The 25878-nt window shown below is 43.6% G+C and carries 27 protein-coding genes and 1 pseudogene; 4 read left to right on the plus strand and 24 right to left on the minus strand.

Going from position 1 to position 25878, the window contains the following annotated elements:
• Positions 1–224: 224 nt before the first annotated feature.
• The 16 genes and pseudogenes from L9Q40_RS02895 to L9Q40_RS02970 all read right to left on the minus strand — a co-directional run bounded on the left by L9Q40_RS02895 (position 225) and on the right by L9Q40_RS02970 (position 12707).
• On the minus strand, positions 225–458 hold the full coding sequence (locus tag L9Q40_RS02895; RefSeq protein WP_029827106.1) for a hypothetical protein: 234 nt from the start codon (positions 456–458) through the stop codon (positions 225–227).
• A gap of 46 nt (positions 459–504) precedes the next feature.
• Positions 505–1743 carry an ISL3 family transposase gene (locus L9Q40_RS02900; protein WP_498791601.1) on the minus strand — a complete coding sequence of 413 codons (1239 nt, stop codon included), beginning with the start codon at positions 1741–1743 and terminating at the stop codon, positions 505–507.
• A gap of 260 nt (positions 1744–2003) precedes the next feature.
• Positions 2004–2663 carry a Bax inhibitor-1 family protein gene (locus tag L9Q40_RS02905; RefSeq protein ID WP_498791927.1) on the minus strand — a complete coding sequence of 220 codons (660 nt, stop codon included), beginning with the start codon at positions 2661–2663 and terminating at the stop codon, positions 2004–2006.
• Between the two features lie 245 nt (positions 2664–2908).
• Positions 2909–3112: pseudogene (locus L9Q40_RS02910) on the minus strand (DUF3709 domain-containing protein).
• Positions 3113–3413: 301 nt separating this feature from the next.
• Positions 3414–3773, minus strand: coding sequence for a hypothetical protein (locus L9Q40_RS02915; RefSeq protein WP_017634597.1), 360 nt, complete (start codon positions 3771–3773; stop codon positions 3414–3416).
• Positions 3774–4457: 684 nt separating this feature from the next.
• On the minus strand, positions 4458–4883 hold the full coding sequence (locus L9Q40_RS02920; RefSeq protein ID WP_498791930.1) for a hypothetical protein: 426 nt from the start codon (positions 4881–4883) through the stop codon (positions 4458–4460).
• Between the two features lie 228 nt (positions 4884–5111).
• Positions 5112–5537 (minus strand): GFA family protein, encoded by a 426-nt coding sequence (locus L9Q40_RS02925; RefSeq protein WP_322626544.1) that lies wholly within the window; start codon positions 5535–5537, stop codon positions 5112–5114.
• 730 nt (positions 5538–6267) lie between these two features.
• Positions 6268–6729 carry a hypothetical protein gene (locus tag L9Q40_RS02930; protein ID WP_434172432.1) on the minus strand — a complete coding sequence of 154 codons (462 nt, stop codon included), beginning with the start codon at positions 6727–6729 and terminating at the stop codon, positions 6268–6270.
• Between the two features lie 152 nt (positions 6730–6881).
• The gene (locus L9Q40_RS02935) at positions 6882–7124 is read right to left on the minus strand and encodes a hypothetical protein (protein WP_498791933.1); all 243 of its coding nucleotides are present in this window, start codon (positions 7122–7124) and stop codon (positions 6882–6884) included.
• Positions 7125–7285: 161 nt separating this feature from the next.
• On the minus strand, positions 7286–7768 hold the full coding sequence (locus L9Q40_RS02940) for a nucleotidyltransferase domain-containing protein (RefSeq protein WP_025523681.1): 483 nt from the start codon (positions 7766–7768) through the stop codon (positions 7286–7288).
• 150 nt (positions 7769–7918) lie between these two features.
• Positions 7919–8341: a DUF4259 domain-containing protein gene (locus L9Q40_RS02945; RefSeq protein ID WP_498791935.1), complete on the minus strand. Its 423-nt coding sequence runs from the start codon at positions 8339–8341 to the stop codon at positions 7919–7921.
• A 139-nt stretch (positions 8342–8480) separates the two neighbouring features.
• Complete coding sequence (locus L9Q40_RS02950) at positions 8481–9017, minus strand: GNAT family N-acetyltransferase (protein WP_498791937.1); 537 nt, start codon at positions 9015–9017, stop codon at positions 8481–8483.
• Positions 9018–9164: 147 nt separating this feature from the next.
• Positions 9165–9590, minus strand: coding sequence for a GFA family protein (locus tag L9Q40_RS02955; RefSeq protein WP_322626544.1), 426 nt, complete (start codon positions 9588–9590; stop codon positions 9165–9167).
• A gap of 163 nt (positions 9591–9753) precedes the next feature.
• Positions 9754–10158: a DUF1801 domain-containing protein gene (locus tag L9Q40_RS02960; RefSeq protein ID WP_498791940.1), complete on the minus strand. Its 405-nt coding sequence runs from the start codon at positions 10156–10158 to the stop codon at positions 9754–9756.
• 1300 nt (positions 10159–11458) lie between these two features.
• A complete protein-coding gene (locus L9Q40_RS02965) occupies positions 11459–12103 on the minus strand; it encodes a Type 1 glutamine amidotransferase-like domain-containing protein (protein WP_498791942.1) in 645 nt (214 codons plus the stop codon).
• A gap of 148 nt (positions 12104–12251) precedes the next feature.
• A complete protein-coding gene (locus tag L9Q40_RS02970; RefSeq protein ID WP_498792063.1) occupies positions 12252–12707 on the minus strand; it encodes a GNAT family N-acetyltransferase in 456 nt (151 codons plus the stop codon).
• A gap of 237 nt (positions 12708–12944) precedes the next feature.
• Here L9Q40_RS02970 and L9Q40_RS02975 point away from each other — a divergent pair, with 237 nt between their 5' ends.
• The gene (locus L9Q40_RS02975; RefSeq protein WP_498791944.1) at positions 12945–13907 is read left to right on the plus strand and encodes an integron integrase; all 963 of its coding nucleotides are present in this window, start codon (positions 12945–12947) and stop codon (positions 13905–13907) included.
• A gap of 51 nt (positions 13908–13958) precedes the next feature.
• Here the strand turns inward: L9Q40_RS02975 and L9Q40_RS02980 are convergent, their stop codons facing one another.
• The 8 genes from L9Q40_RS02980 to L9Q40_RS03015 form a co-directional block, all read right to left on the minus strand.
• The gene (locus L9Q40_RS02980) at positions 13959–14432 is read right to left on the minus strand and encodes a DUF2947 domain-containing protein (RefSeq protein ID WP_498791946.1); all 474 of its coding nucleotides are present in this window, start codon (positions 14430–14432) and stop codon (positions 13959–13961) included.
• Positions 14433–14445: 13 nt separating this feature from the next.
• Positions 14446–15033 carry an HD domain-containing protein gene (locus L9Q40_RS02985; RefSeq protein ID WP_498791948.1) on the minus strand — a complete coding sequence of 196 codons (588 nt, stop codon included), beginning with the start codon at positions 15031–15033 and terminating at the stop codon, positions 14446–14448.
• Position 15034: 1 nt separating this feature from the next.
• Positions 15035–15619 carry a ribosomal protein S5-alanine N-acetyltransferase gene (rimJ, locus tag L9Q40_RS02990; RefSeq protein WP_014232343.1) on the minus strand — a complete coding sequence of 195 codons (585 nt, stop codon included), beginning with the start codon at positions 15617–15619 and terminating at the stop codon, positions 15035–15037.
• Between the two features lie 36 nt (positions 15620–15655).
• Positions 15656–17200 (minus strand): transcriptional regulator TyrR, encoded by a 1545-nt coding sequence (tyrR, locus tag L9Q40_RS02995; protein WP_014232344.1) that lies wholly within the window; start codon positions 17198–17200, stop codon positions 15656–15658.
• 100 nt (positions 17201–17300) lie between these two features.
• Positions 17301–18341 (minus strand): YcjF family protein, encoded by a 1041-nt coding sequence (locus L9Q40_RS03000; protein WP_498791952.1) that lies wholly within the window; start codon positions 18339–18341, stop codon positions 17301–17303.
• On the minus strand, positions 18338–19714 hold the full coding sequence (locus tag L9Q40_RS03005) for a YcjX family GTP-binding protein (protein ID WP_498791954.1): 1377 nt from the start codon (positions 19712–19714) through the stop codon (positions 18338–18340). Before L9Q40_RS03005 ends, L9Q40_RS03000 begins: the two co-directional genes overlap by 4 nt.
• A gap of 191 nt (positions 19715–19905) precedes the next feature.
• Positions 19906–20091 (minus strand): hypothetical protein, encoded by a 186-nt coding sequence (locus L9Q40_RS03010; RefSeq protein ID WP_014232347.1) that lies wholly within the window; start codon positions 20089–20091, stop codon positions 19906–19908.
• Positions 20092–20265: 174 nt separating this feature from the next.
• Positions 20266–21783: a fumarate hydratase gene (locus tag L9Q40_RS03015; RefSeq protein ID WP_498791956.1), complete on the minus strand. Its 1518-nt coding sequence runs from the start codon at positions 21781–21783 to the stop codon at positions 20266–20268.
• Between the two features lie 288 nt (positions 21784–22071).
• On the opposite strand from L9Q40_RS03015, the gene pabB reads away from it, so the two are divergent.
• The 3 genes from pabB (at position 22072) to L9Q40_RS03030 (ending at position 25834) form a co-directional block, all read left to right on the plus strand.
• Positions 22072–23433, plus strand: a complete 1362-nt coding sequence (gene pabB, locus L9Q40_RS03020) for an aminodeoxychorismate synthase component I (protein ID WP_498791958.1) — start codon at positions 22072–22074, stop codon at positions 23431–23433.
• Positions 23434–23615: 182 nt separating this feature from the next.
• Positions 23616–24215: a CoA pyrophosphatase gene (locus L9Q40_RS03025; protein WP_264905521.1), complete on the plus strand. Its 600-nt coding sequence runs from the start codon at positions 23616–23618 to the stop codon at positions 24213–24215.
• A 365-nt stretch (positions 24216–24580) separates the two neighbouring features.
• A complete protein-coding gene (locus L9Q40_RS03030; RefSeq protein ID WP_498791960.1) occupies positions 24581–25834 on the plus strand; it encodes an aromatic amino acid transport family protein in 1254 nt (417 codons plus the stop codon).
• Positions 25835–25878: the final 44 nt, after the last annotated feature.

A 25878-nucleotide genomic window follows, 5' to 3' on the forward strand; every position in this document is an offset into this window, starting at 1 on the left:
AAAATTGAAGTACGAAACGCCACCAAAAACACACTAATTTTAACTCTAAACATTCTGCTTTAGCTGCGTTTTCCTCGTTGGCAACTAACGCCCTGTTAAGGTGTGAGCAACGCAATACCCAAGCTCCCGCATACCACCTTAAACACTAAAACCAACGCATAGTAAAAATGCCACGCGTTGCGAATCACTCTTAAACAGTTTGTTATGTGAATTTATCTTTCAAACTATTTAATAGACGAAAACAACAGTTCTGCTTTTTTTTGATTATTCAAGTATGCACCAGAATTAGGGTCGTTTATGAGTAGAAGCATACTATTTAGGAGCTCTTTCAATGTGATAAGTTCTCCATCAGACAACTTATCTAAATCAGATACAGCTAACGAATCTATAATTGGATTCACTTCATTAGATTTTATCTCTCCTTTTGAGAGCAAAGTTTTAATTTGGCTTAGGTTCATATTTACCTCTGTAATCTGGTTGAAAACAAAAACGGTTCTTCTCCGCTTAGGTGAGCTTGATATTTGGGTAAAAAGTTGAGTGGGTATCAGGAACCGATGTTTGTCTGATCTTCAACTTAAAATAATCTGTATCTCTTACTCCTCTGGCTCTTCGTCTGAGTAACCCTATAGATACATTGCCAGCCTCAACCCGAGCGTTGGTCAGCTTGTATTTTGCGTAGTTACAGATACCTACTTTTCTTTCTAATATTGAGTCTGCAAAGCTGCTTAGTGACATTATCCGAGTTGACTTTGCTAGACGGCACCAAGCTTCAAGAGCGGCTGTCATGGTCTCGTAACAAGGCTCATCCCATATCGCTTGTAGCTGCTCTTTTAGCATATAAATCACGCACAACGTCTTGTTACTCTCAAGTAAATCGTCGAGTCTGTCAGACTGCTTGTCATCCAATTTCTGTGCATTTTTCAGTAGGAGGAAGAGTGTGCCTTTAAGCATCCTTTTCTCATCGTGCGAGCCAATCCTAAAAGCTTTCGCTCTCTCTTTTCTGATTAAAATGCAGTAGTTTTGCATCACATGGAATCGGTCAAAAACGATGTCTGCATGAGGTAACATTTTTCTTACCGCTGATTGGTAAGCTTGCCCCATATCCATTGATACCGCTTTAATTCCAGCCTTTGTTTCCTCTGATAGTTGCTCGAAAAATGAGATAAGGACTTCTGCTTTTCGTCCATGTTCTACCCAAATTAAATGACCAGAAACAAGGTCGTAAACGACGGTCATATAATCGTGTCGTTTAGCTCTAGCTACTTCATCAACGCCAATGTGGAGTAAGTTCTTTAGTTTCTCGGGTTCTAAAGCTGGCAGGCTTGAACGCAAGTATTCTCTATCGATGTTTTTGACTGTTTCCCACCGAATACCTAAATGCTGAGACACGGCATGTATGCTCATGTGGCGGCATAATCCACTGATAAACTTGCAAAAGCGAGCGGTATAGCGACCTCCTTTAGAGACATAGTCAGTATCTTCAATTAGCCGTCTTCCGTCTTTATCTCTGGTTTTAGCCAGTTCAACTTCTATCGTGCATGGCCGTCCGCTAACAGGCAGATCCTGAAGTCGTCTTTTGACATAGTGGTCTACGGTGCAGGTTGCACCTGTGATTGGATCTTTGACCTTATATCTTCGGTCTCGACGGCAACGAACGAAAACTGATTGGGACACTTCTTCTATTGAACAAGATTCGACACACTGACCTTTAAAGCAAAACAACGAGGAATACAAAGACGACAAAATACACTACAAACTTATAATAAAAATAAGCATTATAAATCATGTGATTATGATAGGTTCATTGATGTTGTTTGACTCATGAAAGCGGAGAAGAGCCACAAAAACTAATCTGTAGTGTGCTGAATTCACATAACGCCCGCCTAAGGGGCTGACAACGCCTAACACTAAACTCAAAAACAACAGCCGAAACCACCCTGGCTCAGTGGGACTGGAAACGCCACGCGTTGACAGTCCCTCTTGAGGCGTTTGTTATGTGAATTTTATTTACGCCCCATAATCCGAACGATTCTCAAAAAGAGGTTAATGATATCCATGTAGAGTGCTGCTGCGCTATCAACTGCATTGTCTATTGTCTTGGGAATTTGATTTGCTCGCCCCCAATCATAGCCAATGTAACCACAGAATATGATAACAACTGCCCAATCCAGCCATTCCTGGTGAATGCCGAGTATGAATATTTGAAAAAGCTCAACAACAATTACAGCTATTAATGCAATGGTTAACGCGCCAGAAATTTTTTGGAAGAAAACCGGAAACATTGTACCGAGCAACATCATTATGCCGGTCACTAATCCTGTAACCTTAATCGCTTCCAGAACTAACGAGGGATCATAATTTGATACGACTATGTTGATGATTAGTCCAAAAGGTACAACTACAAAGTTATAGCCTGCAAAACTAACTAGAGGATTTGATGACTTACTGAATAAGTAAATCCCAAATAAACAGCTTGCCAAATAGCCAATAAAAAAGATCCAAGGATTGACAGATGTAATTGACTCAACGGGGATATTCCCAACCATTAACCAATTAACCCAAAATCCCCAACACAGCACAGCCCCTATTGTGAGGTTATACAGCCTTGAGCTTATTTCTGGCTCTCCGATGTTAGTTCGTTCAAAAACATTAGATTCCATCAACCCTGTTCTCCTTTTTCCACTATTCACATAACGCCCGCCTAAGGGGCTGACAACGCATTTCCACTAAACTCAAACACAACAACTGCAACCACCGCGGCTCAATGGGACTGGAAACGCCGCGCGTTGACAGTCCCTCTTGAGGCGTTTGTTATGCTTAAGCCACAACACTTTGAACTTAAACCAACTCAAGAATAACTCACTGAAATCATTGGCCAAACCACAACATTTCTTGAATTAGAACTGACTCAAATACCTATAAACTGACCAATACAGGGGTTCATGCTACAAATCAGACAATGTGGAAACCCTTTCCGACAAACACATTACTGTTTCATTAGACAGCAAAAAACAATGCTCAATTGCCGACAGACTTTCAGCCTATAAGTAAAGGCACCAAACTTCTCAACGCGACTTGAGAGAGACAAACTCACCTCGCGCAGACTCAACATTCCATTGAGGCAATGACTCAGAAATTAAAGCGCACGCAAAATTGCCGCTTCGTTAGGCAGCGACGAATAATATTGAATTGCCGACAAACCTGAACGAAATGCCAAAGGGTTCGAAAACCACAAGCACTTGATTTTAATGGATTAAGCATAACGCCCTGTTAAGGGGTGAGCAACGCAATACCGAAGTAGCCGCATACCACCTTAATCACTTAAACCAACGCATAGTGAAAATGCCACGCGTTGCGAATCCCTCTTGAACAGTTTGTTAGGTTAATTTCTCAACGCACGCTCATTTCTAACCTTAACTGTTTTCGTTAACCGGAGGAAAGAAGTCGCTGTAGTTTAATACCGTGAGTTGTTGAACTAAAAGACTAAAACCTAAAAGAAGAAACAACGTTGAGATCAGGCTAATTACTATAGTCCCTTTCAAAGAGCCTCTAGGCTGTTGAAAAAGTTTCCTTTCCATTATTTTTGTATTCACCCAAAACAAGTAAATAGCCAAGCAACTAAACAGTATTCCGAGTGTATCTATAAATAAATTTCCAGCAGGACGGATTACAGTCCAAACACCAACATAGAGAATTACTCCGCAATATATGTAGTTTCGAATTCCGTCAAACAATGATTTAACTTTATCATCATCTTCATACCATTTATTCAATTATTATCTCCATTAACCTAACGCCCAGTTAAGGGGTGAACAACGCAATACCGATGCTGCTGCATACCGCCTTAAACACTAAAACCAACGCATAGTAAAAATGCCACGCGTTGTGAATCCCACTTGAACTGTTTGTTAGCACGCTGCCCTTTAAGCCTTTGGTACACGCCAAGATATTGAAATATAGCACGAAATTTATGACTAAAAACACTGAAACCAAACAGGCAGCTGCCAAACTGAAAACTAAATCCAAGACGTAAGTTGGCTAGAAGAAAAACATGCTTAACTGCCCTTTTTCACCTCTTTCAAATTAGCAAAGAATACGGGCTTCGAACTTGAGCAACAGCGACAAAGAAACGCTTGTTTTGCCGAAAATTTCTCAGCGCTAAAGAAACAACACCAGAGAAATAACCCGAAAGTTAGAAACCGTAAAGAATGAACTCAAAGCGAAAACTTCACATCTAGTGCCACCGGAGCGAACCTGAAAGGCACATTTGCTCAGGTGTAAAGCGAGGAAAAGAAACCAATAAAAACAGAAACTTTTAGCCTTTAATGCCAACCCAGTGCTAACGCCCAGTTAAGGGGTGAAGCACGCAATGACCAAGTTTCCGCATTGCACTTCAACACCGAAATCAAACGCATACCAAAAATGCCACGCGTGCTGAATCCCACTTGAACTGGTTGTTATGTTCGTACTTTTTTCACCTCTGCTCTCAATAGAACAATGTGAGCAACTGAGATTGCAGCGATAATAAGTGGAATAAATACCGAAACGAGTGATAGCAAAATGTATATTTGAGACATCATTAGCTTTTCACCCACACTGCCACTATGCGTCCAACCTGCTAAATGACCATCTGCAAAAAGCCCAAAAGAGCCATAATAGTAAATTGGATACATTAACGCTGACTCTTTCCAATAACCTTTCTGCAAGTACCTAATTGAAAATCCAGAAATCAGGAATGCTAGTAGGCCACCAAACACTATAAACATAAAGTCTGAAGGATATTTGAACGCCGTCCCCAAAAAACTCCCTTTTGAAACTAAACCCGCGATAATCATTCCCAAAATGAACGTGATCATAGCGTTTGTTAATCTTAACTCTTTCATATTGCCCTCCGCTCACACAGTATGAAAGAGTCTCAGAAGGAAAATGTATGAAAAAGACTCAAGCTCGACTCATATCCCTTTTTTAACGATGAGAACATAACGCCGCGTTAAGGGGTGAACAACGCCACCACCTGACGCAAACCATTGTGCCATAATCACAAAAGCCAAACTTTGAACTAAAACTGCCAAGCGTTGAGAATCCCTCTTGAACGCCTTGTTATGCGTGCGTTACCTGCATATTTTTAACCAATCTTTCTCAGTTGGCATCGTATCAAATTTCGGTATACCGTCATTAACAAAACCCACGTCCCAACTAGCGTGAGAGCCAACATAAACATGAGCAGAAACTTTTGTATCCACGGGCTCGGACAGCAGACCAGCTGGCACCCAATATGAATCACCGCTTGAGCTGATATTCGGTACTGGGCTACCGCATTGACAGCAAAACTCAGATTTAAAACCTGAGCTCGTAGAAAATGACCTAATTTGATGTTCGCCGGAACGCCACTTAAAATTTGATGCTTCAACTATCAACGCTGAATTTGATGAAGAACCCGAAACCTTGCGACACAGAGAACAATGGCATTGATAGATGGGTGGCAATTCGCCTGACAACTCAAACGAAACCTCTCCACACAAACAGTTTCCTTTCAAATTTAATTCTTCCTTGTTAATTAGTACGCATAACGCCCGCTTAAGTGGTGAGCAACACTACCACGACACTTAATTATTACACCGTAAACGCAAAAGCCAATTCAAACCAAAACCGCCGAGCGTTGCGAATCCGTCTTGAAGCGTTTGTTATGTTTTACCACAAACGCCTGATTTATTTGGCAATGAACTGCTTTGTTGAATGCATTCTAAGAAGTGAATCACACGCTCAAAGTCACTTAGCCGCCAAATGCGCCAAACATTCAGCGAACAATTCCACTTCCCAGACCAATGAGGCAACCCAACCAACGTTCAACAAGCGCCCTCTCTTTCCAACCAAAGCGCTGAACAATGGCAAATTGCCGAGACAACTGCTAAGCCAATAGGCTGATTGGCAAATACACTGACAACAACTTTACGCCAGACAGACTATCAACACGGAGGCGCGACTTCGAATTGAAGCAACCCACGAATCTTGAAGCGTAAAGTCGGTAGAGGAATTCTAGAATTTGAACAGACAAAGCGGAGTTGCTGAGACTACTCGATCTAACGGGTAAAGAGACCAAAGAATCAGAGCCACGAAATCATCTTATTCATTGAAAATCAAAGAAAACATAACGCCGCGTTAAGTGGTGAGCAACGCTACCACCCTACCTAAACCATTGCGCCGTAACCACTAAATTCAAAGCAAACCGAAAATGCCAAGCGTTGGGAATCCGTCTTAAACGCTTTGTTATGCATATTCCCACTTATCACCTAGAAAATCGCCCTTGGCATTCCACGCAAGGAAATTACTTTGTAATTTAGAGAACTCATTAAACAAACCGCCCAGCCGATTCAGATCTCTAGGTTCAAGTTGTATACAAAACTCTGATACGTGTTTATAGGGTAGAGGAGAATTATTGCAGAACCTAATTTGAAGAGCACATTGCCCTCGTGGGCTCACCATAAATGCCCTCAGACGAAAATAATGCGCAAAGTTATCCTCTTCCCTTTCCGAACCTATTTCATACAGAAAAACGTCTTTTGGATGACGAGGGAAAACCTCTAGAGCTTTAGCGATTTTCAGTAGATCAGAGGCATTATTATATAGTTCAAATCTTGTGCTCTGCATACCATTTGAAACGTCCCACAATAGTTGCAGATGATATGGCTCTTCATAAGGAACTCTTTCTATTTTTACGCAATATTCCATTTTTTGCCCTTATATGCATAACGCCGCATTAAGGGGTGAACAACGCAAACCACCTGACCTAAACCATTGTGCCGTAAACACTAAAGCCAATTCAAACCAAAATTGCCAAGCGTTGTGAATCCCTCTTGAATGCTTTGTTAGCCTTTTTATTTTCAATGCTTCTCTACTTTGCCGCATTTGTCACAATGGTATAGTTTTTCTTTAGCAATATAGTAAGAAGAGCCGACTAAACTTCGCCAAAAAACTTCGAAAGAGAAGCCAAGCGCCCGGATAAATGAAAACGCACTTGGCTTCTCTTTACTTTGTTCATCATCGTTAAATGTTGAAATCAAAGTATGAGGAGTTAACGCATTACAAAATGAACAGTTTAATGGGTATTTTTGGTACTTATTCATGTGCATTTCCTCTATTTGATTCTACATGCTTGGAGAGAAGGCTAACGCCGCATTAAGGTGTGAACAACGCGACCACTGAACCTAACCATACCACCGTAAACACTGAACTCAACGATGGAATGAAAAATGCCAAGCGTTGAGAATCACCCTTAAATGCTTTGTTATGGCGCTGAACTTGAAGCTAACTGCTGAACGTCTATGAGGTCTACTTCCCTACCCAATATTCGCTTATATTCTACCAACTGATGAACCGGAATGACCTGTAATTCAATACCTTGATAGCTTTTGACAACTGACTTTGAGAAGTCGATTTCAAGTTGGTGCCACGAACCATCCAGTGAAGATTGGATCTTGGTATGTTGAGCCAAACCTATTTCAATTTTTTGATTTCGATAGATTAACTGAAAATACTCTAAGTCCCAGCCATATTCCGAGTAACGAGTAAGTGGCTTAGAAACATACTGTGAAACGTGAGCTAATACTTTTTTTGCATCTGAATTGTGGATATAGAGGTCGATGTCTGCGACTTCACGACTGCCACCATGAATCGTTGCCGCCAACCCACCGACTATTTGATACTCGATATTCTCCGATTCCAAAAGACCTTTGAGCCAGTTCAAGGCTACTTTTACTTTCTCGCTCATAGAGTTCCCTTAGCTGATTCTATCCCTGCGCCATAACGCCCTGTTAAGGTGTGAGCAACGCAATACCAACGCCGCCGCATACCACCTTAATCACTAAAATCAACGCATGATGAAAATGCCACGCGTTGCGAATCACTCTTAAACAGTTTGTTATGCGCTTTCTAACTTGGCAATGAGATTACTTTGTATTTCTCTCCATTTTTCATTAACTCCATCCTCTTCCCAGAGTTCTTGAAGCTCAGAGCTTGAAAGTATTTTTTGAACTGCTCTTAGCGCTTGTTTCGCATGCTCTGCTGTTATTTGAGGCTTACGACCAATTAGCCAACCTTGCTTACGATTAAGCCAATTTCGGGCTTCATCTGGCAACAAAATGTGATCGTTTGTTATCGCCGCCGCAATGACTTCTGAGGCAGCTAAAGCTTCGGAGCAAATATCTACTTCCAAGTACTCATTCTCATTTACCACCGATTGTATCGGTGACAGTAGAGTATTCACCCCTTTTGATTTCTCCAATTCCCATATCCAATTACTGGCACTATCATTGCCAAAATTGTCTTCACTCCATGCACCCAAAATAAAACTCCTCTTTTACGCATAACGCTTTGTTAAGGGGTGAACAACGCAATACCGAAGTTGCTGCAAACCACCTTAAACACCAAAACCAACGCATAGTAAAAATGCCACGCGTTGTGAATCCCTCTTGAACAACTTGTTAGGCGAATTTGCAAAGGCTTATACGCATATCAGCACAGTTGAATAGACCATCGCCCAAAGTCGGAAACCGCGCATGATTTTTGAGCGTACCATGATTTGAGAAACCCGACTTTTCTAAAACTCTTATGCTTGCGAGATGCTCAATAAAGGGATTTGTTCTTACTTCATTTACACCCAAACTTTTCAAGTATTGCAGACCAGAGCGGCATAACTTTGTTGCGATGCCTTGATGACTAAATTGATCTGATATACCAAAGTGAATTTCAGCATATTGCTCATTAAATACGAAAACAACTAAACCGAACACGAAATCATCTGGACTCGCAGCAACAGCATACACACAAACTTTGGGAGCATTTTCTGAATAGAATTTTCGCCATTGCTTAATTTTCGAGAGCGTGGTTTCAACTGTGTCGTGAGGCAATGTCGATATGTACTTGGCTGAACTGCTTGAGCCTGAATACATATTGAACAAAGAATTTGCATCAGCTTCTCGAAACTCTCTGACTCTAAAAATTCCACTTTCGTAGTTCATTGCACCTCCATTCGCCTAACGCCGCGTTAAGGGGTGAACAACGCCACCACCTGACGCAAACCATTGTGCCATAATCACAAAAGCCAAACTTTGAACTAAAACTGCCAAGCGTTGAGAATCCCTCTTGAACGCCTTGTTATGCGTGCGTTACCTGCATATTTTTAACCAATCTTTCTCAGTTGGCATCGTATCAAATTTCGGTATACCGTCATTAACAAAACCCACGTCCCAACTAGCGTGAGAGCCAACATAAACATGAGCAGAAACTTTTGTATCCACGGGCTCGGACAGCAGACCAGCTGGCACCCAATATGAATCACCGCTTGAGCTGATATTCGGTACTGGGCTACCGCATTGACAGCAAAACTCAGATTTAAAACCTGAGCTCGTAGAAAATGACCTAATTTGATGTTCGCCGGAACGCCACTTAAAATTTGATGCTTCAACTATCAACGCTGAATTTGATGAAGAACCCGAAACCTTGCGACACAGAGAACAATGGCATTGATAGATGGGTGGCAATTCGCCTGACAACTCAAACGAAACCTCTCCACACAAACAGTTTCCTTTCAAATTTAATTCTTCCTTGTTAATTAGTACGCATAACGCCGCGTTAAGGGGTGAGCAACGCAGATCACCTAACCTAAATCATTGTGCCGTAATCACTAAAGCTGAATCAAACCCAAAATGCCGAGCGTTGGGAATCCCTCTTAAACGCTTTGTTATGTGAATTATTTCAAGCACCCAACAGAGGCAAACTTTTACGCTGCTGATAGGTTAAAGCTAACTCTAAACAGGACTTGATTGCTGTTTCTGGCAACGGTTTCGATAAGGACAGAACTATTGCTCTGTTTCCCTGAAACTTCAGTTCTGCACCATACAATTCCCGAAATGTATCAACTAACTTAGTTTGGCAGTTAAAGAACAAGTAATAATTATTGGGGGACTTCAGTTTCCAATCCATTCTTAGGGGACTGCCTGTTTTTACGCTGTAGCTTGGTTCACCCCATTTTAGAGATTCATCGATTTCACCCAGCTCCAATTCAGATGCGATTTGAAAGACTAGATTTCTCAGTTCCTCTAACCTAAGGCGAACATTTTCCGGATATTCATCGAAGCGAGCTTTGACTACCTTGTTCATTGGAACCTCCTATTCACATAACGCCCAATTAAGGGGTGAGCAACGCTACCACCCAACCTAAAGCATTGTACCGTAACCACTAAAATTGAAGTAGAAGCAAAAGTGCCAAGCGTTGGGAATCCCTCTTAAATTGTTTGTTATGTTTTACCACAAACACATGATTTACTTGAGAAAGAACTGCTATTTCTGACTGGTTTTCTGAAGCAAACCACACGGTATGAGCCGACTTGGCCTCCAGATGCGCCAAACCTTAAGCGCATAAGACCACTTCCCTGCCCAATGAGGCAACCCGATAAACGTTCAACAAGCGCCCTCTCTTTCCAACCAAAGCACAGAACAATGCTAAATTGCCGAGGCAACTGCCAAGCCGATAAACTACTTGGCAAAAAACCTCAAAGCGACTTTAAGCCAGCTAAACAAGAACCCAACCGACACGACCTGCAAATGAAGCAACCCACGAATATTGGCATGTTTTATGGGCTGAGAAATTCACGAAATTGAGCCGACAATGCAGATTTGCTGAGACAACTCGGACCAACTGCCAAAGGGGCAAAGAACATAGACCGAAGAAGCTTTAAGCCACTGAAATACAAGTAAACATAACGCCCAATTAAGGGGTGAACAACGCCTACACCCAAACCTAAAGTATTGTGCCATAAACACTGAATTTGAAGTAGAAGCAAAAATGCCAAGCGTTGTGAATCCCTCTTAAATTGATTGTTATGTTTTACCACAAATACTTGATTTACTTGAGAAAGAACTGCTATTTCTGACTAGTTTTCTGAGCAAAACCTCAAGGCTCGAACCAACTTGGCCATCAAAGGCGATTAACCTTAAACGTGTAATTCCACTTCCCTGCCCAATGAGGCAACCCGACCAAGAAACAACAAGCGCCCTATCTTTCCAACCAAAGCGCAAGACAATGGCTAATTGCCGAGGCAACTGCCAAGCTAAAATGCTAATTGGCTAAGAACCTGGAAGCGACTTTAAGCCAGTTAAACCAGAAGACAACCGCCACGACCTGACAATGAAGCAACCCACGAACATTGGCATGTTTTACGGGCTGAGAGATTCAAGAATTTAGGCCGACAATGCGGATTTGCTGAGTCTACTAGGGACGAATTGCCAGAGGGACAAAGAACTAGAGCCTAAGACATTTAAGCCTTTGAAATACAAGTAAACATAACGCCTTGTTAAGGGGTGAAGCACGCAATACCAATGTTACCGCATACCACCTTAATCACTAAACCTAACGCATAGTAAAAATGCCACGCGTGCTGAATCCCTCTTGAACAATTTGTTAGAGTGAATTTTTTACCACTACTTTCGCCTCTTCGTGGCTGACTATTTCGTTAGAAAATACACCGTTAATGAAATGTATAGCCGCATAATCGCTTATACCATAGCAACAAACATCAGGATTTTGAGCAGCAAATGCCGTAAATTTGCTGTACTTTTGGTCAGTGTAATTGAAGTGCGCAGCAGCAAGCCCCTTAACGAAACCCAACCCTTTTATCACTGAATATTCGTTTGGATCGCTGTCGGTAATACCGTAGTCAAACCAACAAATTGCTCCAGCGCTCATACCGCATAGAATAATACCTCGCTCATAACACTCACGGAGAATAATATCTATTCCCCACTCTCGCCACAAAGCGAGCATTGAGCGAGTGTTACCACCGCCAACATAAATAATATCTTGCTCAAAGAGCTTAGTCTGCCAGTCACGGTCCAACTTAAATAATGGGTAATGACTAAGGTTTGCGCTTAACTTGGAATCGTAGAATCGTTGAATTACTTCTTCTGCGTCACCCGTTGCCGTTGATAAATAGCAAATTTTAGGGTTGGCTTTGCCACTAAGCGACAATACATAGCTATCCAATTTACTGGGTATTTCCCCCATCATCCAACCACCGCCACCTAAGACGATACAATGTTTTTCCATAAACCTAGCTCGCTACTTCCTCATTCACTCTAACGCCGCGTTAAGGGGCGCAGGCACGCAATACAAAAGTGACCGCATAACACCTTAACCACTAAACCCAACGCAAATTGAAAATGCCACGTGTGCCAAGTCCCTCTTAAACGCTTTGTTATGCCGTTACTTTTTGTTTTAACTGAACTTCTACCGCTTTTGAACCGTCGGAAAGTATGAAAAAGTCTGAATCAAAACGTTGAACTACATTAAAGCCTAGTGCCTTAAAAACAGCGACATTACCTGTTTGCTCAACACCCCAAACCGAAACTGAGTTAATACGCTTAAACTGTGTAACAGCGAAATCGACGAGCTTTCTAGCTACACCTTTTTGGCGAAAACTTGGTGCAACTGCTAACGAGCTAAGCTGTAATTCTGAGCCAACCTGTTTAGCTTCAACTACTCCAACTAAAACCTCATCAACATGGAAACCAAAACAACTCCACTCACTTTTAGCACTGTTTTTATTGCTAACTGCGAGCTCAGTTGGCCTGTAAACTTGACGAAGCTCGTCGAAGCAACGCTCTGACAGTTCAACCACAGATTTTTCATTTGCATCAAGCTGCTTGATCATCAATTTCACCTTAGGCATAACGCTTTCTATACGGCTTTTTGCAGCCTTTCAGACGTAACAACGCCTTATTTCCTCTTAAGCATATTCATGAATATTAGCACTTATCTTTATGAAAAATATAGAAACGAGGTATGAATATGAGTGATGGTACGCGCAATTAGACGGCAAAAAGCAGGTTAGACAACTGAGTGATGTTAAATTAACAATCCTGTATAAATAAACAGGTTACGTTTCGTTATGAAATCCCAATTTTTACTTAGTGTAAAAGAGCATATGCTAATGCGTCATTACTCAAATAAAACGATTGAAAGTTACCTATTTTGGATCAAGCGTTATATCGTTTTTCATCAGTTTTCACATCCATCTAAGTTATCAGAAGAACATGTAGTTCAGTTCCTTAGTCACATTGCTGTCAAAGATAAAGTCGCAGTAAAAACTCAAGCTTTAGCGCTTTGTTCAATTGCATTTCTGTACCGAGATTTCTTTCAGACACCGCTCTCACTCGAAATGCGATTTCAAAAGTCACTAACTGAGAGAAAACTTCCTGTCGTGTTAACACGAGACGAGATTCGTAGATTTATTAAACATATCGATCCCAAATACAAGCTTCAAACACTTCTACTCTATGGTTCCGGGCTTCGCTTAATGGAATGCCTGAGATTAAGAATTCAGGACATTGATTATGATTATGGTGCAATCCGTGTCTGGCAAGGTAAAGGCGGAAAAAGCCGTACGGTGACATTAGCAAAAGAGCTACATTCTCCCCTAAAAACACAAGTGGATCTCGCTAGGAGTTATTATCAAAAAGATTGCCACATGCCTGGCTACGCAGGTGTTTATATTTCAGAGGGTCTACAACGTAAATACCCAAACGCGCAGTTGGACTTTAACTGGCACTTTCTATTTCCATCAGCAAAACTAAGTGTTGACCCAGAAATGGGAGAGTTAAGAAGACATCATATCAACGAGAGTGCTCTACAAAGAGCCGTCAAACGCTCAGCGAAAGACGCGGGAATCGAAAAATCGGTAACGTGCCACACACTAAGGCACAGCTTTGCCACGCATCTACTCGAATCAGGTGCCGATATCAGAACAGTTCAGGAGCAGTTAGGACACTCAGATGTAAAAACCACTCAAATATACACTCACGTTATCGAAAGAGGAGCAAGTGGCGTCCTAAGCCCTCTATCAAACCTTTAAATAAAAAAAGCCACCAAATTGGTGGCTTAATATAATAACTTCAGCATATTACTAATGGCGTTCGCCCAGTTTAACATTGCCTTTTGAGTCAAACCAAAGAGCTTGAGCGCGACGGCGGCCAAGCAACATTGGGCCATCATCATAGAACAGGAAGTTCTTCCAATGCTTTTTGAAGATAGACCACTTGGTTTCGATGACGTTGTACTTCTCGTAACAAAAATAAACGGTAACATCGTCTTGCCAATCAATATGTGTTTCAACTTCGGTTGGCATGTCTGGCTCGTCTGATTCCCAAGCGGCCATCCAGTCGACAGTTTCTGACCAGTTGGACTCTTTCATCGGCCAATCTTGAGAGCTCAAACGGTCCATATCAGGGCTTTGCGCACTGATGTTCTCTTTCCAGAACTGAGCGGAGCGAGCCTGACTCATCGGCTTTATCTGCGCTAAGTCTTCTTCTGGTACCGGCATCGACTGGTGAGTAAAAATCCATTTTCTTTGGTATTCGTCCAAAGGCAAATAAGACATTCAGTCTCCTTTATTACGACTTCAGCCAACCTTTATCGGTGGCATCTTCAATTATTTCTTTCGCTTTGTCCCACAATGTGACAGAGCCAAGTTCAATTCTTTTGTTAATAGTAAGCGCTTGTTCACGCGTTACGCCATGTTCTTGCCAACTTTGACCGTCATTATGATAATTCAGAAGCATTGGTATTAAACGGTCGAGGGCTTTTGCATACTTTGCATCGTCAGTTTGTGCGGCTTCAAATTCATGCCACAATACCAATAGCTCTTTGCCTTGCTCGCTTGGCAGCATTCCGAATAAACGTTCTGCGGCTTTGATTTCTTTTTCCGCCTGCTCTTTTGAAGCGGCCGTATCATAAACAAAGGTGTCGCCCGCGTCGATCTCTACGACATCGTGGATCAACAGCATTTTCATGACTCTGCAAATATCGACGGGGGCATTGGCATGTTCTTCCATCAAGACGGCCATCAGAGCTACGTGCCAACTGTGTTCTCCGCTGTTCTCCAGTCTGCCTTCCGCGCTTTTAACACGGGTTCGGCGAAGCACATTTTTCAACTGATCCAACTCTATTAATAGCTTTAACTGCTTCTCTAGTCTTTCCATATCATCGAGCCTTTGGTTGCCAGTCAGGTTTAGTCAGTGAAGTTAAGATATGATCTTGCCACTCGCCATCTATCAAAAGATAGTCCTTCGCATAGCCTTCTTTATTAAAGCCAACATGTTCCAGAACCGCTTCGCTGCGTTTGTTGTGCGGCATGTACCCTGCTTGAATTCGATGCATATTTTGTACGTCGAACATGTAATCACAAGCCATTTTAAGACCACGACGCATGTATCCGTTACCCTGCGCCGTTTGGGCAAGAGAGTAACCAACGCTGCATGAGTGGAATGGGAAACGCACCAGGCCGCTGAAGGAAATTGTGCCTAACATGCGTTGTTTTTGGGTATCAATGAGAAGACAGTAATAGCCAAGCCCTTGACGATGGAGTTCGCTTAATTTAATGAGTTTTTGTAGCCAACCATTGACGGTAAAGAAGGCGTCCTCACGGGTTGGTTCATACGGCTTTAAATACTCGCGATTCACCTGAAAATATTCAGCGATCATATCAGCATCTGCGATTTCAGCAGTACGCAGAAGTAAGTCGCCGTCCAACTTATGAACGGCGACGGATGAACTTTTATCTTCCATTACAAATGACAACGTCCGTTTTCTCTTCGTTCAGGATTAATTTTTACGAATCCCATAGTCACGCAGTTTATTGGCAATTGATGTATGTGATACATTCAAACGCTTCGCCAGCTTGCGACTTGATGGGAATGACTGATACAAACGCTCAAGGATCTGAGACTCGTAATCACGCATGATCTCATCCAAAGAGCCATCTAAATTGAGTGTCGCACTGCCACCACCGACAGATTGAGGTTGTGGCAAATTAAAGTGTTCAACCTTCAATAAATGACCATCCATCTCGGTTAACGCTCGAAGAACCATATTATCGAGTTGACGCATATTGCCTGGCCATTGGTAGTTTGCGAGTCCGTCGATCAAATCTTCATCGAAATCCGGTTTATCAATACCCAATTGCTGCGCGTGCTTGGTCACAAACAGCTCTAATAGTGGAGCGACATCATTAGAGCGCTTACGTAAAGGAGGAATCGTCAACGTAAGAACGTTCAGGCGATAGTATAAATCTTCACGGAACATACCCGCTTCCGACAGCTCAGCAAGGTTATGCTTGGTAGAGGCGATAATGCGCACATCAACGTGCATTTCATCCTCTGCGCCAACTCGACGGAAATTACCATCCTGAAGAAAACGCAGTAGCTTGATTTGCAAGTGGGAGCTCATCTCACCAATTTCATCCAAGAAGACGGTGCCGCCATTCGCTTGTTCGAAAATGCCTTTGTGCCCCTGCTCGTGGTTAAATGAGCCTGGCGCATGGCCGAACAGTTCAGTTTCAGCCACATCATCCGGCATAGACGCGCAGCTCAGTACGAGGAAAGGCTTGCTCGCTCGGCTAGATCGGCTGTGACACGCTTTTGCCAGCATTTCTTTACCAGTGCCAGTTTCACCTTCAATCAATAAAGGCTGATCAAGGACAGACAATTTCTTGGCTTGGTTCATCAATGCTTTATGGCGGTTAGATAATCCGACAAAGTGTTCAAAACCAAGCGGGTTATGCAGCGGCACGGCTTCTTCAATTCGCGAAACTTGCTGGCTGGAGCGAATCGTGATCAACGTACTCGCCAGTGTCGAGTTTTGCGCTTCATCTTTAATATAAACCGGCATTAACTCGAGAATGTAATCCAGACCATCAATCACCAGATTTTCACGAGTTCGGGCGTTCACCCCTTCTGACCAACGGGAGAAACGCATGCTTGGTAATAGCGTACCAATTTGTGTGCCAATCACCTCTTGCTTGTGCAAACCTAGCAGAGACAACGCAGACATGTTGGCCATGTCTACCGCGCCTTTTAGGTCGATAGCAAAGACGGGATCTGGCAGATTATCCACCAGCGAAAGCAGCTCGGTATTATGGCGTTCCATGGGCATGAACTGGATTTTACGTACGTCTTTAACCCCCGAAATACGTCGGATTTCGGCCATTAATTCGCTAAAGGTATCAAAATCAATATCCGGGCAATTCAAATATATAATGCCGCTGATATCAATCTCGATACCACGCAAGTCGATACTTTTAGATGCTAAAATATCGAGCAGTTCTCGGGTAAGACCGAGTCTATCTTCACATAAGACTTCAAGACGCACTGAAAATATCCCAATTCACAACTGTCAGGAAAAGTTGACAGTAGTTTCTATCAAGCTTGGAATGGCGTCAAGCAATCCTATTCATCAATGGTGATATTGGTTACGGTTTCATCGTAATTGATGCAACTTTCGCCACTACCGCTTTGCGAATTGTACCCAGTTTAACCTGACGCTCAGGATACCAAGGTAATGGGCGTAACAGTGTCATCGCTTTTAAGCCCAAACGCGCAGTAAGAATACCGACACCAAGCCCCTGACCTGCGCGAGCTGATACTTTGCCCGCAAGATCCATCGACATTAAATCCATGCCAGCATCAATCGCTAGCTCACTCGCACCGGCGGCAGCCATATTCACGAAGACCGCTTTGAGCAGTTTTATTCGCGACGCATAACCCAGTTCGACGCCATAGACTTTCGATAAATTGTCGATCATTTTGAAGTTACGCCAAGCTACCAAAAACATATCTGCGGCGGCCAGCGGGCTTACTGCCACCAAAGCCGCGGATTCGGTGGCATGTTGAGACACAATTTTAGTGGCGAGCTTATCTTGCTGGCTAACCACCATTGAGTCGTACATATCGAGAATTTCAGCGTCGCTGTGCGCAGGGTTTACGCTGTTTTTCCAGCGGTCAAAGCCCGGATTTTCTGCCAGAACGCCACTCTGTTCAGCCACTTTCTCACAAAACGTTTTACCCTTGCCAACACTGTCACTGTTCACCAGCAATTCGCTTTCTTCCTGAATGCTAAAGTGATTTCTCAGTTTGCGTAACTTCCACAACTCTTTGCCCAGTGCGCCTAAACCGAAAGAGGCGACAGCCGTAATAAAGCCAGCCCAGCCTAATGCAAGCCAGTCGGATGTTTGGACCGCAGTGATAACCGAATCAATTGCCTGCCAGCCAACAAGGCCAGAAAACGAGGCTAACAAGCCTGTCGCTAACCACTTTCGTCCGGGTTTAGGCCGAATCACATGCTCAAGCTGCAGTTCCTGCTCTGTTTCAGGCTGTTCTTCTTGCACCGTGACAGGCACAAAGGTTTCTTTGTCACTAAAGGCTTGTTGAGAAGTTAAATCCTCAGATACAGAATCCTTTTCTTTCTCTAGTACATTGTCGGAGAAGACCTGTTTTTGTTTAAACTCACTCATTTCAGCTTATCTCCGATTAGGTAATCCAAGGCTTTATCTAAGCGTATGTGTTTCATTGGTTCATCACTTGCTGACGGCATTGGACGGAACGAAGTGAAATCAAAACCACTGTTTTGCCAATATGCCGCATTCGGTAGTTTCCTTGGTACTTCACCAGGGAACATCGTCATTGGTTCGCCATCCAGTGTTATACCCTGCAAAGCCGGAACGGTCTTGTAGCCGGTGGAAATAAACCCCGGCGTCGTGGCCTGAATCGAAGCAATACTCATACAGCTCATTTCAATGTTCTCATAAGCGGCAGTTTGCCAAGCGGGATGCACCATCTGCTGGAGCAAAGAGACCAAATTCGGATGCTGTTCTGGCGTAACATGGTCTGCTTTGGTTGCAGCAAAGAGAACTTTGTCGATTTTGGGAGAAAATAGCCGACGAATAAAACTGCTGCGTCCGTAGCGGAAGCTATGCATTATTTGCTCCAATGCCTGGCGCATATCGTAAAATGCCTCATCTCCGGCATTTAAAGGTTGTAAGCAATCCACCAGCACAATTTGGCGGTCAAACGTCGCAAAGTGATGCTTGTAGAACGCCTTCACCACTTTTTGCTGATATTCATGGAAACGCGCTTCTAGCATCGCTAGATTACTGCCTTTAACAGGCTTGGTCTCTGCTTCAACCCTACAAGGGAAAAATTGCAGAACCGGCGCTCCGGCCAATTCACCCGGCAGAACAAAACGCCCTGGTTGAACCCAATGCAACCCTGCGTCTTTACAACCATGTAGATATTGCGTGTAAGAATGCGCAATGCTCTCGAGCTGCTTTTCATTGACACTCTCGTTAAGGTCCAGGTTTTCCAGTTCTTCTAACCACGTTTCTGCCAACTGACTGCGTTGACCTTTTAGCGCATTAAACTGCGTTTGCGACCAGGTGGCGAAATCCATATCCAGAAGCGGTAAATCAAGCAACCATTCTCCCGGATAATCGATGATATCCACGTTAAGGACCGCGGTTTTGCTCAATAACTTTTTGGTGGTTTTATTCGGCTTATATTTCAGCGCCAGTCGAATTTCACTTACATCGCGCGTTGGCACTGGCCACGCTGGAGGCGTGGCATGAATTTGAGCGATGGCTTCGTCGTAAGCAAAACGGGGAACCATCATGTTCGATTGAGGCTCACGTTTAGCGCCTATCAATCTTTTGTCTCTGGCTGCGGTTAGTAATGGCAGATTATCGTGAGTCGCCGTATAAAGCAGCTGATCGACCATAGAAGTAATAAACGCCGTTTTGCCCGCTCGGGATAAGCCTGTAACGGCGATTCGGACATTAGAGTCCATACCACGGCTAATAAAGTCATTCACTTCTTTTGTAATTCTTTTCATGCTTTTTATTTATCTCATTCGTTCTGCCATACCAATATGACGTCGCTATGAGTCTAATTTTACATACATTAATCAAAGATGAACAAAATACTCACAGCATAAAGGCGTTGCCCAAAAACACAAAAGCCCCTGAGAATTCTCAGAGGCTTCGGCATTCTAACTATCGATCAAACGATTTAAGCTTAAACGTTCTAATCTTCTTCAATCAGTTTGTAGATAACGAATAGCGCTACCTCTAGCACTACCCACAATACACACGTAATAGTGACGTATTTTTCATCAAAGATACTGATACCGTGAAGAATCAAGTCATAGCCAACAAAGCCACCCACCACAACAGCAAGAATAATTTGTAGAATTTGAATAAAACGAGGCATGCCGTCTCCTAATTATTATTGTTCGCATAACGTCTGTTGCTATGCCCAAAGGTTAATATACCTAGTATATAGACAAAAAGTGCAGTTTTCGCTGCACTTTTGTCAATTGTTTGCTAGGTAAATCAGCACCTTGTCACATTCTCATGGCTGAGACGCTACAAAATGCCATTTACATTAAGCTTCCATCTCTTGGATTTTTACTTTCCAAGTGTCCGGACCAATCTGGTGAGCGTTCACACCGTTAGAGTCTACCGCGACTGTCACTGGCATGTCTTCTACTTCAAATTCGTAGATCGCTTCCATACCGAGATCTTCAAACGCTACTACGCGCGCTTTCTTAATCGCCTTCGCAACCAGATAAGCCGCACCGCCAACCGCCATCAAGTAAACCGCTTTGTGCTTCTTGATAGATTCAACGGTCGCAGGGCCACGCTCCGCTTTACCGATCATGCCCATAATGCCCGTTTCATCAAGCATCATGTCGGTGAATTTGTCCATACGAGTTGACGTTGTCGGGCCAGCAGGACCTACGGCTTCATCACCCACAGCGTCTACAGGGCCAACGTAGTAGATAAATTTACCTTTGAAATCGACACCTTCTGGCAGCCCCTCACCATTTTGCAACATAGTCTGGATGCGTTTGTGTGCCGCATCGCGACCAGTAAGAATCTTACCAGAAAGAAGAACGGTCTCGCCTGTCTTCCACTGCTCAACATCAGCTTGTGTCACTTCGTCTAAGTTCACACGACGGGTATTCGCGCCCGCTTCCCAAGTGATATCTGGCCACTCTTCAAGCTTAGGTGGCGTTAAGTCTGCCGGGCCTGAGCCATCTAGCGTGAAGTGTACGTGACGAGTCGCCGCACAGTTCGGGATCAGACATACTGGTTTAGACGCAGCATGTGTTGGCGCTGTTTTGATCTTAACGTCAACGACTGTCGTCAGGCCGCCAAGACCTTGCGCACCGATACCAAGCTTGTTCACGCGATTGAAGATATCAAGACGAAGTTCTTCTTCTGCGTTTTGTGGACCACGGTCGATAAGCTCTTGAATATCGATGTGCTCCATAAGCGATTCTTTAGCCAGTACCGCTGCTTTTTCAGCCGTACCGCCGATACCAATGCCAAGCATGCCCGGTGGACACCAACCCGCGCCCATCGTTGGTAGTGTTTTTTCTACCCACTCGACAATATCGTCAGATGGGTTTAGCATCACCATCTTAGTTTTGTTTTCACTGCCGCCGCCTTTAGCCGCGATCTGAATTTCAACTTTATCGCCCGGTACCATGTTGATGTGTACTACCGCTGGCGTGTTGTCTTTAGTGTTAATACGTTTACCAGCAGGATCCATCAGAACCGATGCACGCAATGGGTTATCTGGATTCGTGTAGGCCTGTCGAACGCCTTCATCTACCATTTGCTGAACCGTCATGTCCGTCGAGTCCCACTGAACGCCCATGCCGATGTTGACAAAACACGTCACGATACCGGTGTCCTGACAGATTGGGCGGTGGCCTTCTGCCGACATACGGGAGTTAATTAAGATCTGCGCAATCGCGTCTTTCGCGGCTTGGCTCTCTTCGCGGTGGTAGGCTTTTTCAAGGGCTTGAACAAAGTCTAGCGGGTGGTAGTAAGAAATGTACTGTAGCGCATCAGCAACACTGCTGATGACATCCTGCTTGCGAATTACCGTCATTACATGCCTCATTATAGTTATGCTTCCATTACTGGCTTGGCTTCAATCGTGTTTGTTGAGCGAGTTGCTCTTTTGAGCTTCATTTTTATAAACACATTTTATAAACGGTTGTCGAATGGCTGATATCGACACACGAGTTACTGAAGTCGCCTTCTTGTATAGTGAAACCTCCTCAGAACCCTTTGTAGAGAGGAAGTTTGGCTATACGGTGGAATATGATACTCTTGCTGCCCATGACATGCCATGCAGTGAACGATCTCTTTGTCACAAATTACACAAATGAACAACATGGATAATCAATTCATTGATTTTAAAGCGTTGGATTACGCACCAGACTTAGCACTTCACCTTTTTTCGCGTATTCAGCATCAGCCTTGGGCGATGTTGCTGCGTTCTGCGTCAGAAACTCACATCGACAGCCGTTTTGACATTCTCGTGGCGAACCCAGTTGCGACGTTAGAAACCATTGCCGAAAACACACGCATCAAGACACCATCTGACGATTATGTGTCGGCTGATGACCCGTTTGCCCTGCTCGGTCAATTGCAACAGCAATGGCTACCGAGTGTTGAGCTCGGTTCAGAGTGGGATCTTCCGTTTGTCGGCGGTGCGCTTGGCTACTTCAGCTATGATTTAGGTCGCCGCGTAGAAGCTATGCCAGAGCTTGCCGAAAAAGACCTGCAAACAGCGGATATGGCGGTTGGCCTTTATCAATGGGCGATCGTTGTCGATCATAAACTAAGCAAGGCCTGTATCGTTGGGCAAAACATTGTGTCAGCCTTGGGTTGGCTCGATAAACAAACCGCCGTACAAGACGCTGAATTTAGTTTAGCTGGCGCTTGGCAATCGAACATGACCGAGCAATCTTACGCTACTCGTTTTAATAGCGTGCAAGAGTACCTGCTAAGCGGTGACTGTTATCAAATCAACTTAGCACAACGTTTCAATGCGCCATACTCTGGCAGCGAGTGGCAAGCCTACCTGAAGCTGGAATCCGCCAACCAAGCGCCTTTTTCTGCATTTATTCGTATGCCTGAGTCTTCGATTTTAAGCATCTCACCAGAACGTTTTCTGGAGCTAAAAGAGAGGGTCATCGAAACCAAGCCAATCAAAGGCACGCGCCCTCGCAGTCTGGATGCAGAGCGAGACAAGGCGAACGCCCATGATTTGCAGACCGCAGAGAAAGATCAGGCTGAAAACTTAATGATTGTCGATCTGTTGCGAAATGATATTGGCCGCGTTGCCTCACCGGGTAGTGTTCATGTGCCAAAACTGTTTGATATCGAAAGCTTCCCTGCGGTTCACCATTTGGTCAGTACGATTCGTGCAGATTTAGATGAGCAACACTCTCCTGCGGATTTGTTAAGGGCGTGCTTCCCTGGCGGTTCAATCACTGGTGCACCTAAAGTGCGTGCGATGCAAATTATTGAAGAGCTAGAACCTCATCGACGCAGCGCTTACTGCGGCAGTATTGGTTACATATCTCGCCATGGTCGTATGGACACTAGCATTACCATTCGCACTTTGGTTGCAGAGAAAGGCAACTTGTACGCTTGGGCCGGCGGTGGCGTCGTGGCAGACAGTGAATGCGCTTCCGAGTATCAGGAGACACTGGATAAACTGTCGAAAATTTTACCAGCGTTAGAGTAACACCAGCGGTAATCTTCAAACCCTATATCAACGCCTCCGCAACTGGAGGCGTTTTTGCATCAGCGTTGTTACCCTAATGTCTGATTTACTCCGGTTCACCATCGTTATAATCTTGATAACACATTAAGAGAGGATGCGGCTCCTCTATAATTATCAATAGATGTTAGACAAAAGGACGCAATTTGGTCATCAATAAAACAAAGCTACTACAAAACTTTCAACTGCAGTTGCCTACTGGGTATCACAAAGAATCACTCGCTCGGTTAAGCTTTTTAAAAGATAAGCCACTGCGTGACGCTGCGGTATTGATTGGATTTGTGGAACGCCCGGAAGGATTGCAAGTCATTTTAACCAAGCGAGCCGAGCACTTGCGCCATCATCCAGGACAAATCAGCTTTCCCGGAGGTAAATTTGAAACAGAAGACATTCACTTAGTGAATACCGCGCTTCGTGAGACAAAAGAAGAAATTGGTATCGCAAATAATGACATACACATCTTTGGCCAATTGCCCAAACTGCCTACCATTAGCCGCTTTAATGTCACCCCTTTTTTGGCTTTTGTATCGCCAAACTACAAAACTCATATTGATCCTAATGAAGTTGAGTATGTGTTTGAAGTACCTGCAAACCATATTTTAAATCCGAGCAAACTCTACAGCAGCAAATTTAACCTTAAACAAACGAGCCACCGTGTATTTGCTATTCCTTATCGTCAGCACTTTATTTGGGGCATGACCGCTCAGATTATTGAGTCGATGCAAAGGCACATCATCGCTAAGTAGCGGTGATTTACAAATAAGTATGATTTCCGAGCAAGCATGAGGCTCCTTAGCTGCCCTTCCATCCAACATTTCACTTCAAAAAATCTATTCGTAACCTCTCATTTACATTAGTTTAATTTGTCATTTCCACCGCAAGCGTTTGCACTGATAAAAATATGTACAAATAAGACTATCAATTAGATTTTCTAATTCGACACATTAACAATAATCACTAGTAGCACATCATTTTCGTGATAAAAAACAGGTTTTTGACATATTATTCAATAAGCCCAATCAATACATGACCTAGATCTAATTTTCTCAATGCAAAATCTTGCAAAATTGCACCCGACTTATTTCCTGTTCCCAAAATGAGTAAACAAAAAATGAATTCAATCAATTCAGCGGTTTCTACCGCACAATCGTCTAGTAAGTTTTCTTACAAAGACTTCACCTGGTGTCTGTCGTTATTCGGTACAGCAGTAGGTGCAGGTGTACTGTTCCTACCAATCAAAGCAGGTGCGGGTGGTTTTTGGCCATTAGTAATCCTAGCCCTAATTGCGGCTCCAATGACTTGGTTCGCACACAAATCTCTGGCTCGTTTCGTTCTTTCAGCTAAGAATCCAGAAGCAGACATCACTGACACAGTAGAAGAGCACTTCGGTAAAACTGGCGCAAACCTTATTACTTTCGCTTACTTCTTCGCTATTTACCCTATCGTACTTATCTACGGTGTCGGCATCACTAACACGGTTGACTCATTCCTGGTTAACCAAATGGGCATGGAATCTATTCCTCGCTGGTTACTGTCTGGTGCTCTTATCGCAGCAATGACAGCAGGCGTGGTATTCGGTAAAGAGCTCATGCTGAAAGCAACATCAGCGATGGTTTACCCACTAGTATTTATCCTGCTAGCGCTGTCTTTCTACCTAATTCCTGACTGGAACACATCCATGATAGAAGTTGCGCCAAACTGGGGTGACATGCCTTCTATCGTTTGGCTGGCAATTCCAATCATCGTATTCTCATTCAACCACAGCCCTATCATTTCTCAATTCTCTAAAGAGCAACGTCGTGTGTACGGTGAAAACGCAGTGAAGAAAACTGATGCTATCACTGGCGGCGCAGCAATGATGCTAATGGGCTTCGTGATGTTCTTCGTGTTCTCTGTAGTGCTTTCTCTGTCTCCAGAGCAACTAGCAACAGCACAAGCGCAAAACATCTCGGTTCTTTCTTACTTAGCGAACGTTCATGAGTCTCCACTGATCTCTTACTTAGGTCCACTGGTTGCGTTTGCAGCAATTACTTCTAGCTACTTTGGTCACTTCTTGGGTGCTCACGAAGGTCTGGTTGGTCTAATCAAATCTCGCTCTAACACTCAAATAAGCAAGATTGAAAAAGTGTCGCTAATCTTCATCGTACTGACGACTTGGATCGTTGCTATCGTTAACCCAAGCATCCTAGGTATGATTGAAACAATGGGTGCACCAATGATTGCGGCAATCCTATTCCTGATGCCTGTTTTCGCTATGCACAAAGTGCCAGCAATGGCGAAGTACAAAACTTCAGCACCTGTGCAAATTTTCACAGCTATCTGTGGTCTTGCAGCGATTAGTTCTGTAATCTACGGCGCTCTTTAATCTCAGCTGAAATACCAGCGTGATTAATCGAAAAATATAACGAT

The sequence above is a fragment of the Allocatenococcus thiocycli genome (assembly GCF_921292965.1).
GTDB classification, from domain to species: domain Bacteria; phylum Pseudomonadota; class Gammaproteobacteria; order Enterobacterales; family Vibrionaceae; genus Vibrio; species Vibrio natriegens.

Excerpts from the sequence above, each read along its gene's own strand:
- L9Q40_RS02895 (WP_029827106.1), bottom strand. The coding sequence starts at position 458 with ATGAACCTAAGCCAAATTAAAACTTTGCTCTCAAAAGGAGAGATAAAA.
- L9Q40_RS02920 (WP_498791930.1), bottom strand. The coding sequence starts at position 4,883 with ATGAAAGAGTTAAGATTAACAAACGCTATGATCACGTTCATTTTGGGA.
- L9Q40_RS02930 (WP_434172432.1), bottom strand. The coding sequence starts at position 6,729 with ATGGAATATTGCGTAAAAATAGAAAGAGTTCCTTATGAAGAGCCATAT.
- L9Q40_RS02935 (WP_498791933.1), bottom strand. The coding sequence starts at position 7,124 with ATGAATAAGTACCAAAAATACCCATTAAACTGTTCATTTTGTAATGCG.
- L9Q40_RS02940 (WP_025523681.1), bottom strand. The coding sequence starts at position 7,768 with ATGAGCGAGAAAGTAAAAGTAGCCTTGAACTGGCTCAAAGGTCTTTTG.
- L9Q40_RS02950 (WP_498791937.1), bottom strand. The coding sequence starts at position 9,017 with ATGAACTACGAAAGTGGAATTTTTAGAGTCAGAGAGTTTCGAGAAGCT.
- L9Q40_RS02960 (WP_498791940.1), bottom strand. The coding sequence starts at position 10,158 with ATGAACAAGGTAGTCAAAGCTCGCTTCGATGAATATCCGGAAAATGTT.
- L9Q40_RS02965 (WP_498791942.1), bottom strand. The coding sequence starts at position 12,103 with ATGGAAAAACATTGTATCGTCTTAGGTGGCGGTGGTTGGATGATGGGG.
- L9Q40_RS02970 (WP_498792063.1), bottom strand. The coding sequence starts at position 12,707 with ATGATCAAGCAGCTTGATGCAAATGAAAAATCTGTGGTTGAACTGTCA.
- L9Q40_RS02975 (WP_498791944.1), top strand. The coding sequence starts at position 12,945 with ATGAAATCCCAATTTTTACTTAGTGTAAAAGAGCATATGCTAATGCGT.
- L9Q40_RS02980 (WP_498791946.1), bottom strand. The coding sequence starts at position 14,432 with ATGTCTTATTTGCCTTTGGACGAATACCAAAGAAAATGGATTTTTACT.
- L9Q40_RS02985 (WP_498791948.1), bottom strand. The coding sequence starts at position 15,033 with ATGGAAAGACTAGAGAAGCAGTTAAAGCTATTAATAGAGTTGGATCAG.
- rimJ (WP_014232343.1), bottom strand. The coding sequence starts at position 15,619 with ATGGAAGATAAAAGTTCATCCGTCGCCGTTCATAAGTTGGACGGCGAC.
- L9Q40_RS03000 (WP_498791952.1), bottom strand. The coding sequence starts at position 18,341 with ATGAGTGAGTTTAAACAAAAACAGGTCTTCTCCGACAATGTACTAGAG.
- L9Q40_RS03005 (WP_498791954.1), bottom strand. The coding sequence starts at position 19,714 with ATGAAAAGAATTACAAAAGAAGTGAATGACTTTATTAGCCGTGGTATG.
- L9Q40_RS03010 (WP_014232347.1), bottom strand. The coding sequence starts at position 20,091 with ATGCCTCGTTTTATTCAAATTCTACAAATTATTCTTGCTGTTGTGGTG.
- L9Q40_RS03015 (WP_498791956.1), bottom strand. The coding sequence starts at position 21,783 with ATGACGGTAATTCGCAAGCAGGATGTCATCAGCAGTGTTGCTGATGCG.
- pabB (WP_498791958.1), top strand. The coding sequence starts at position 22,072 with ATGGATAATCAATTCATTGATTTTAAAGCGTTGGATTACGCACCAGAC.
- L9Q40_RS03030 (WP_498791960.1), top strand. The coding sequence starts at position 24,581 with ATGAATTCAATCAATTCAGCGGTTTCTACCGCACAATCGTCTAGTAAG.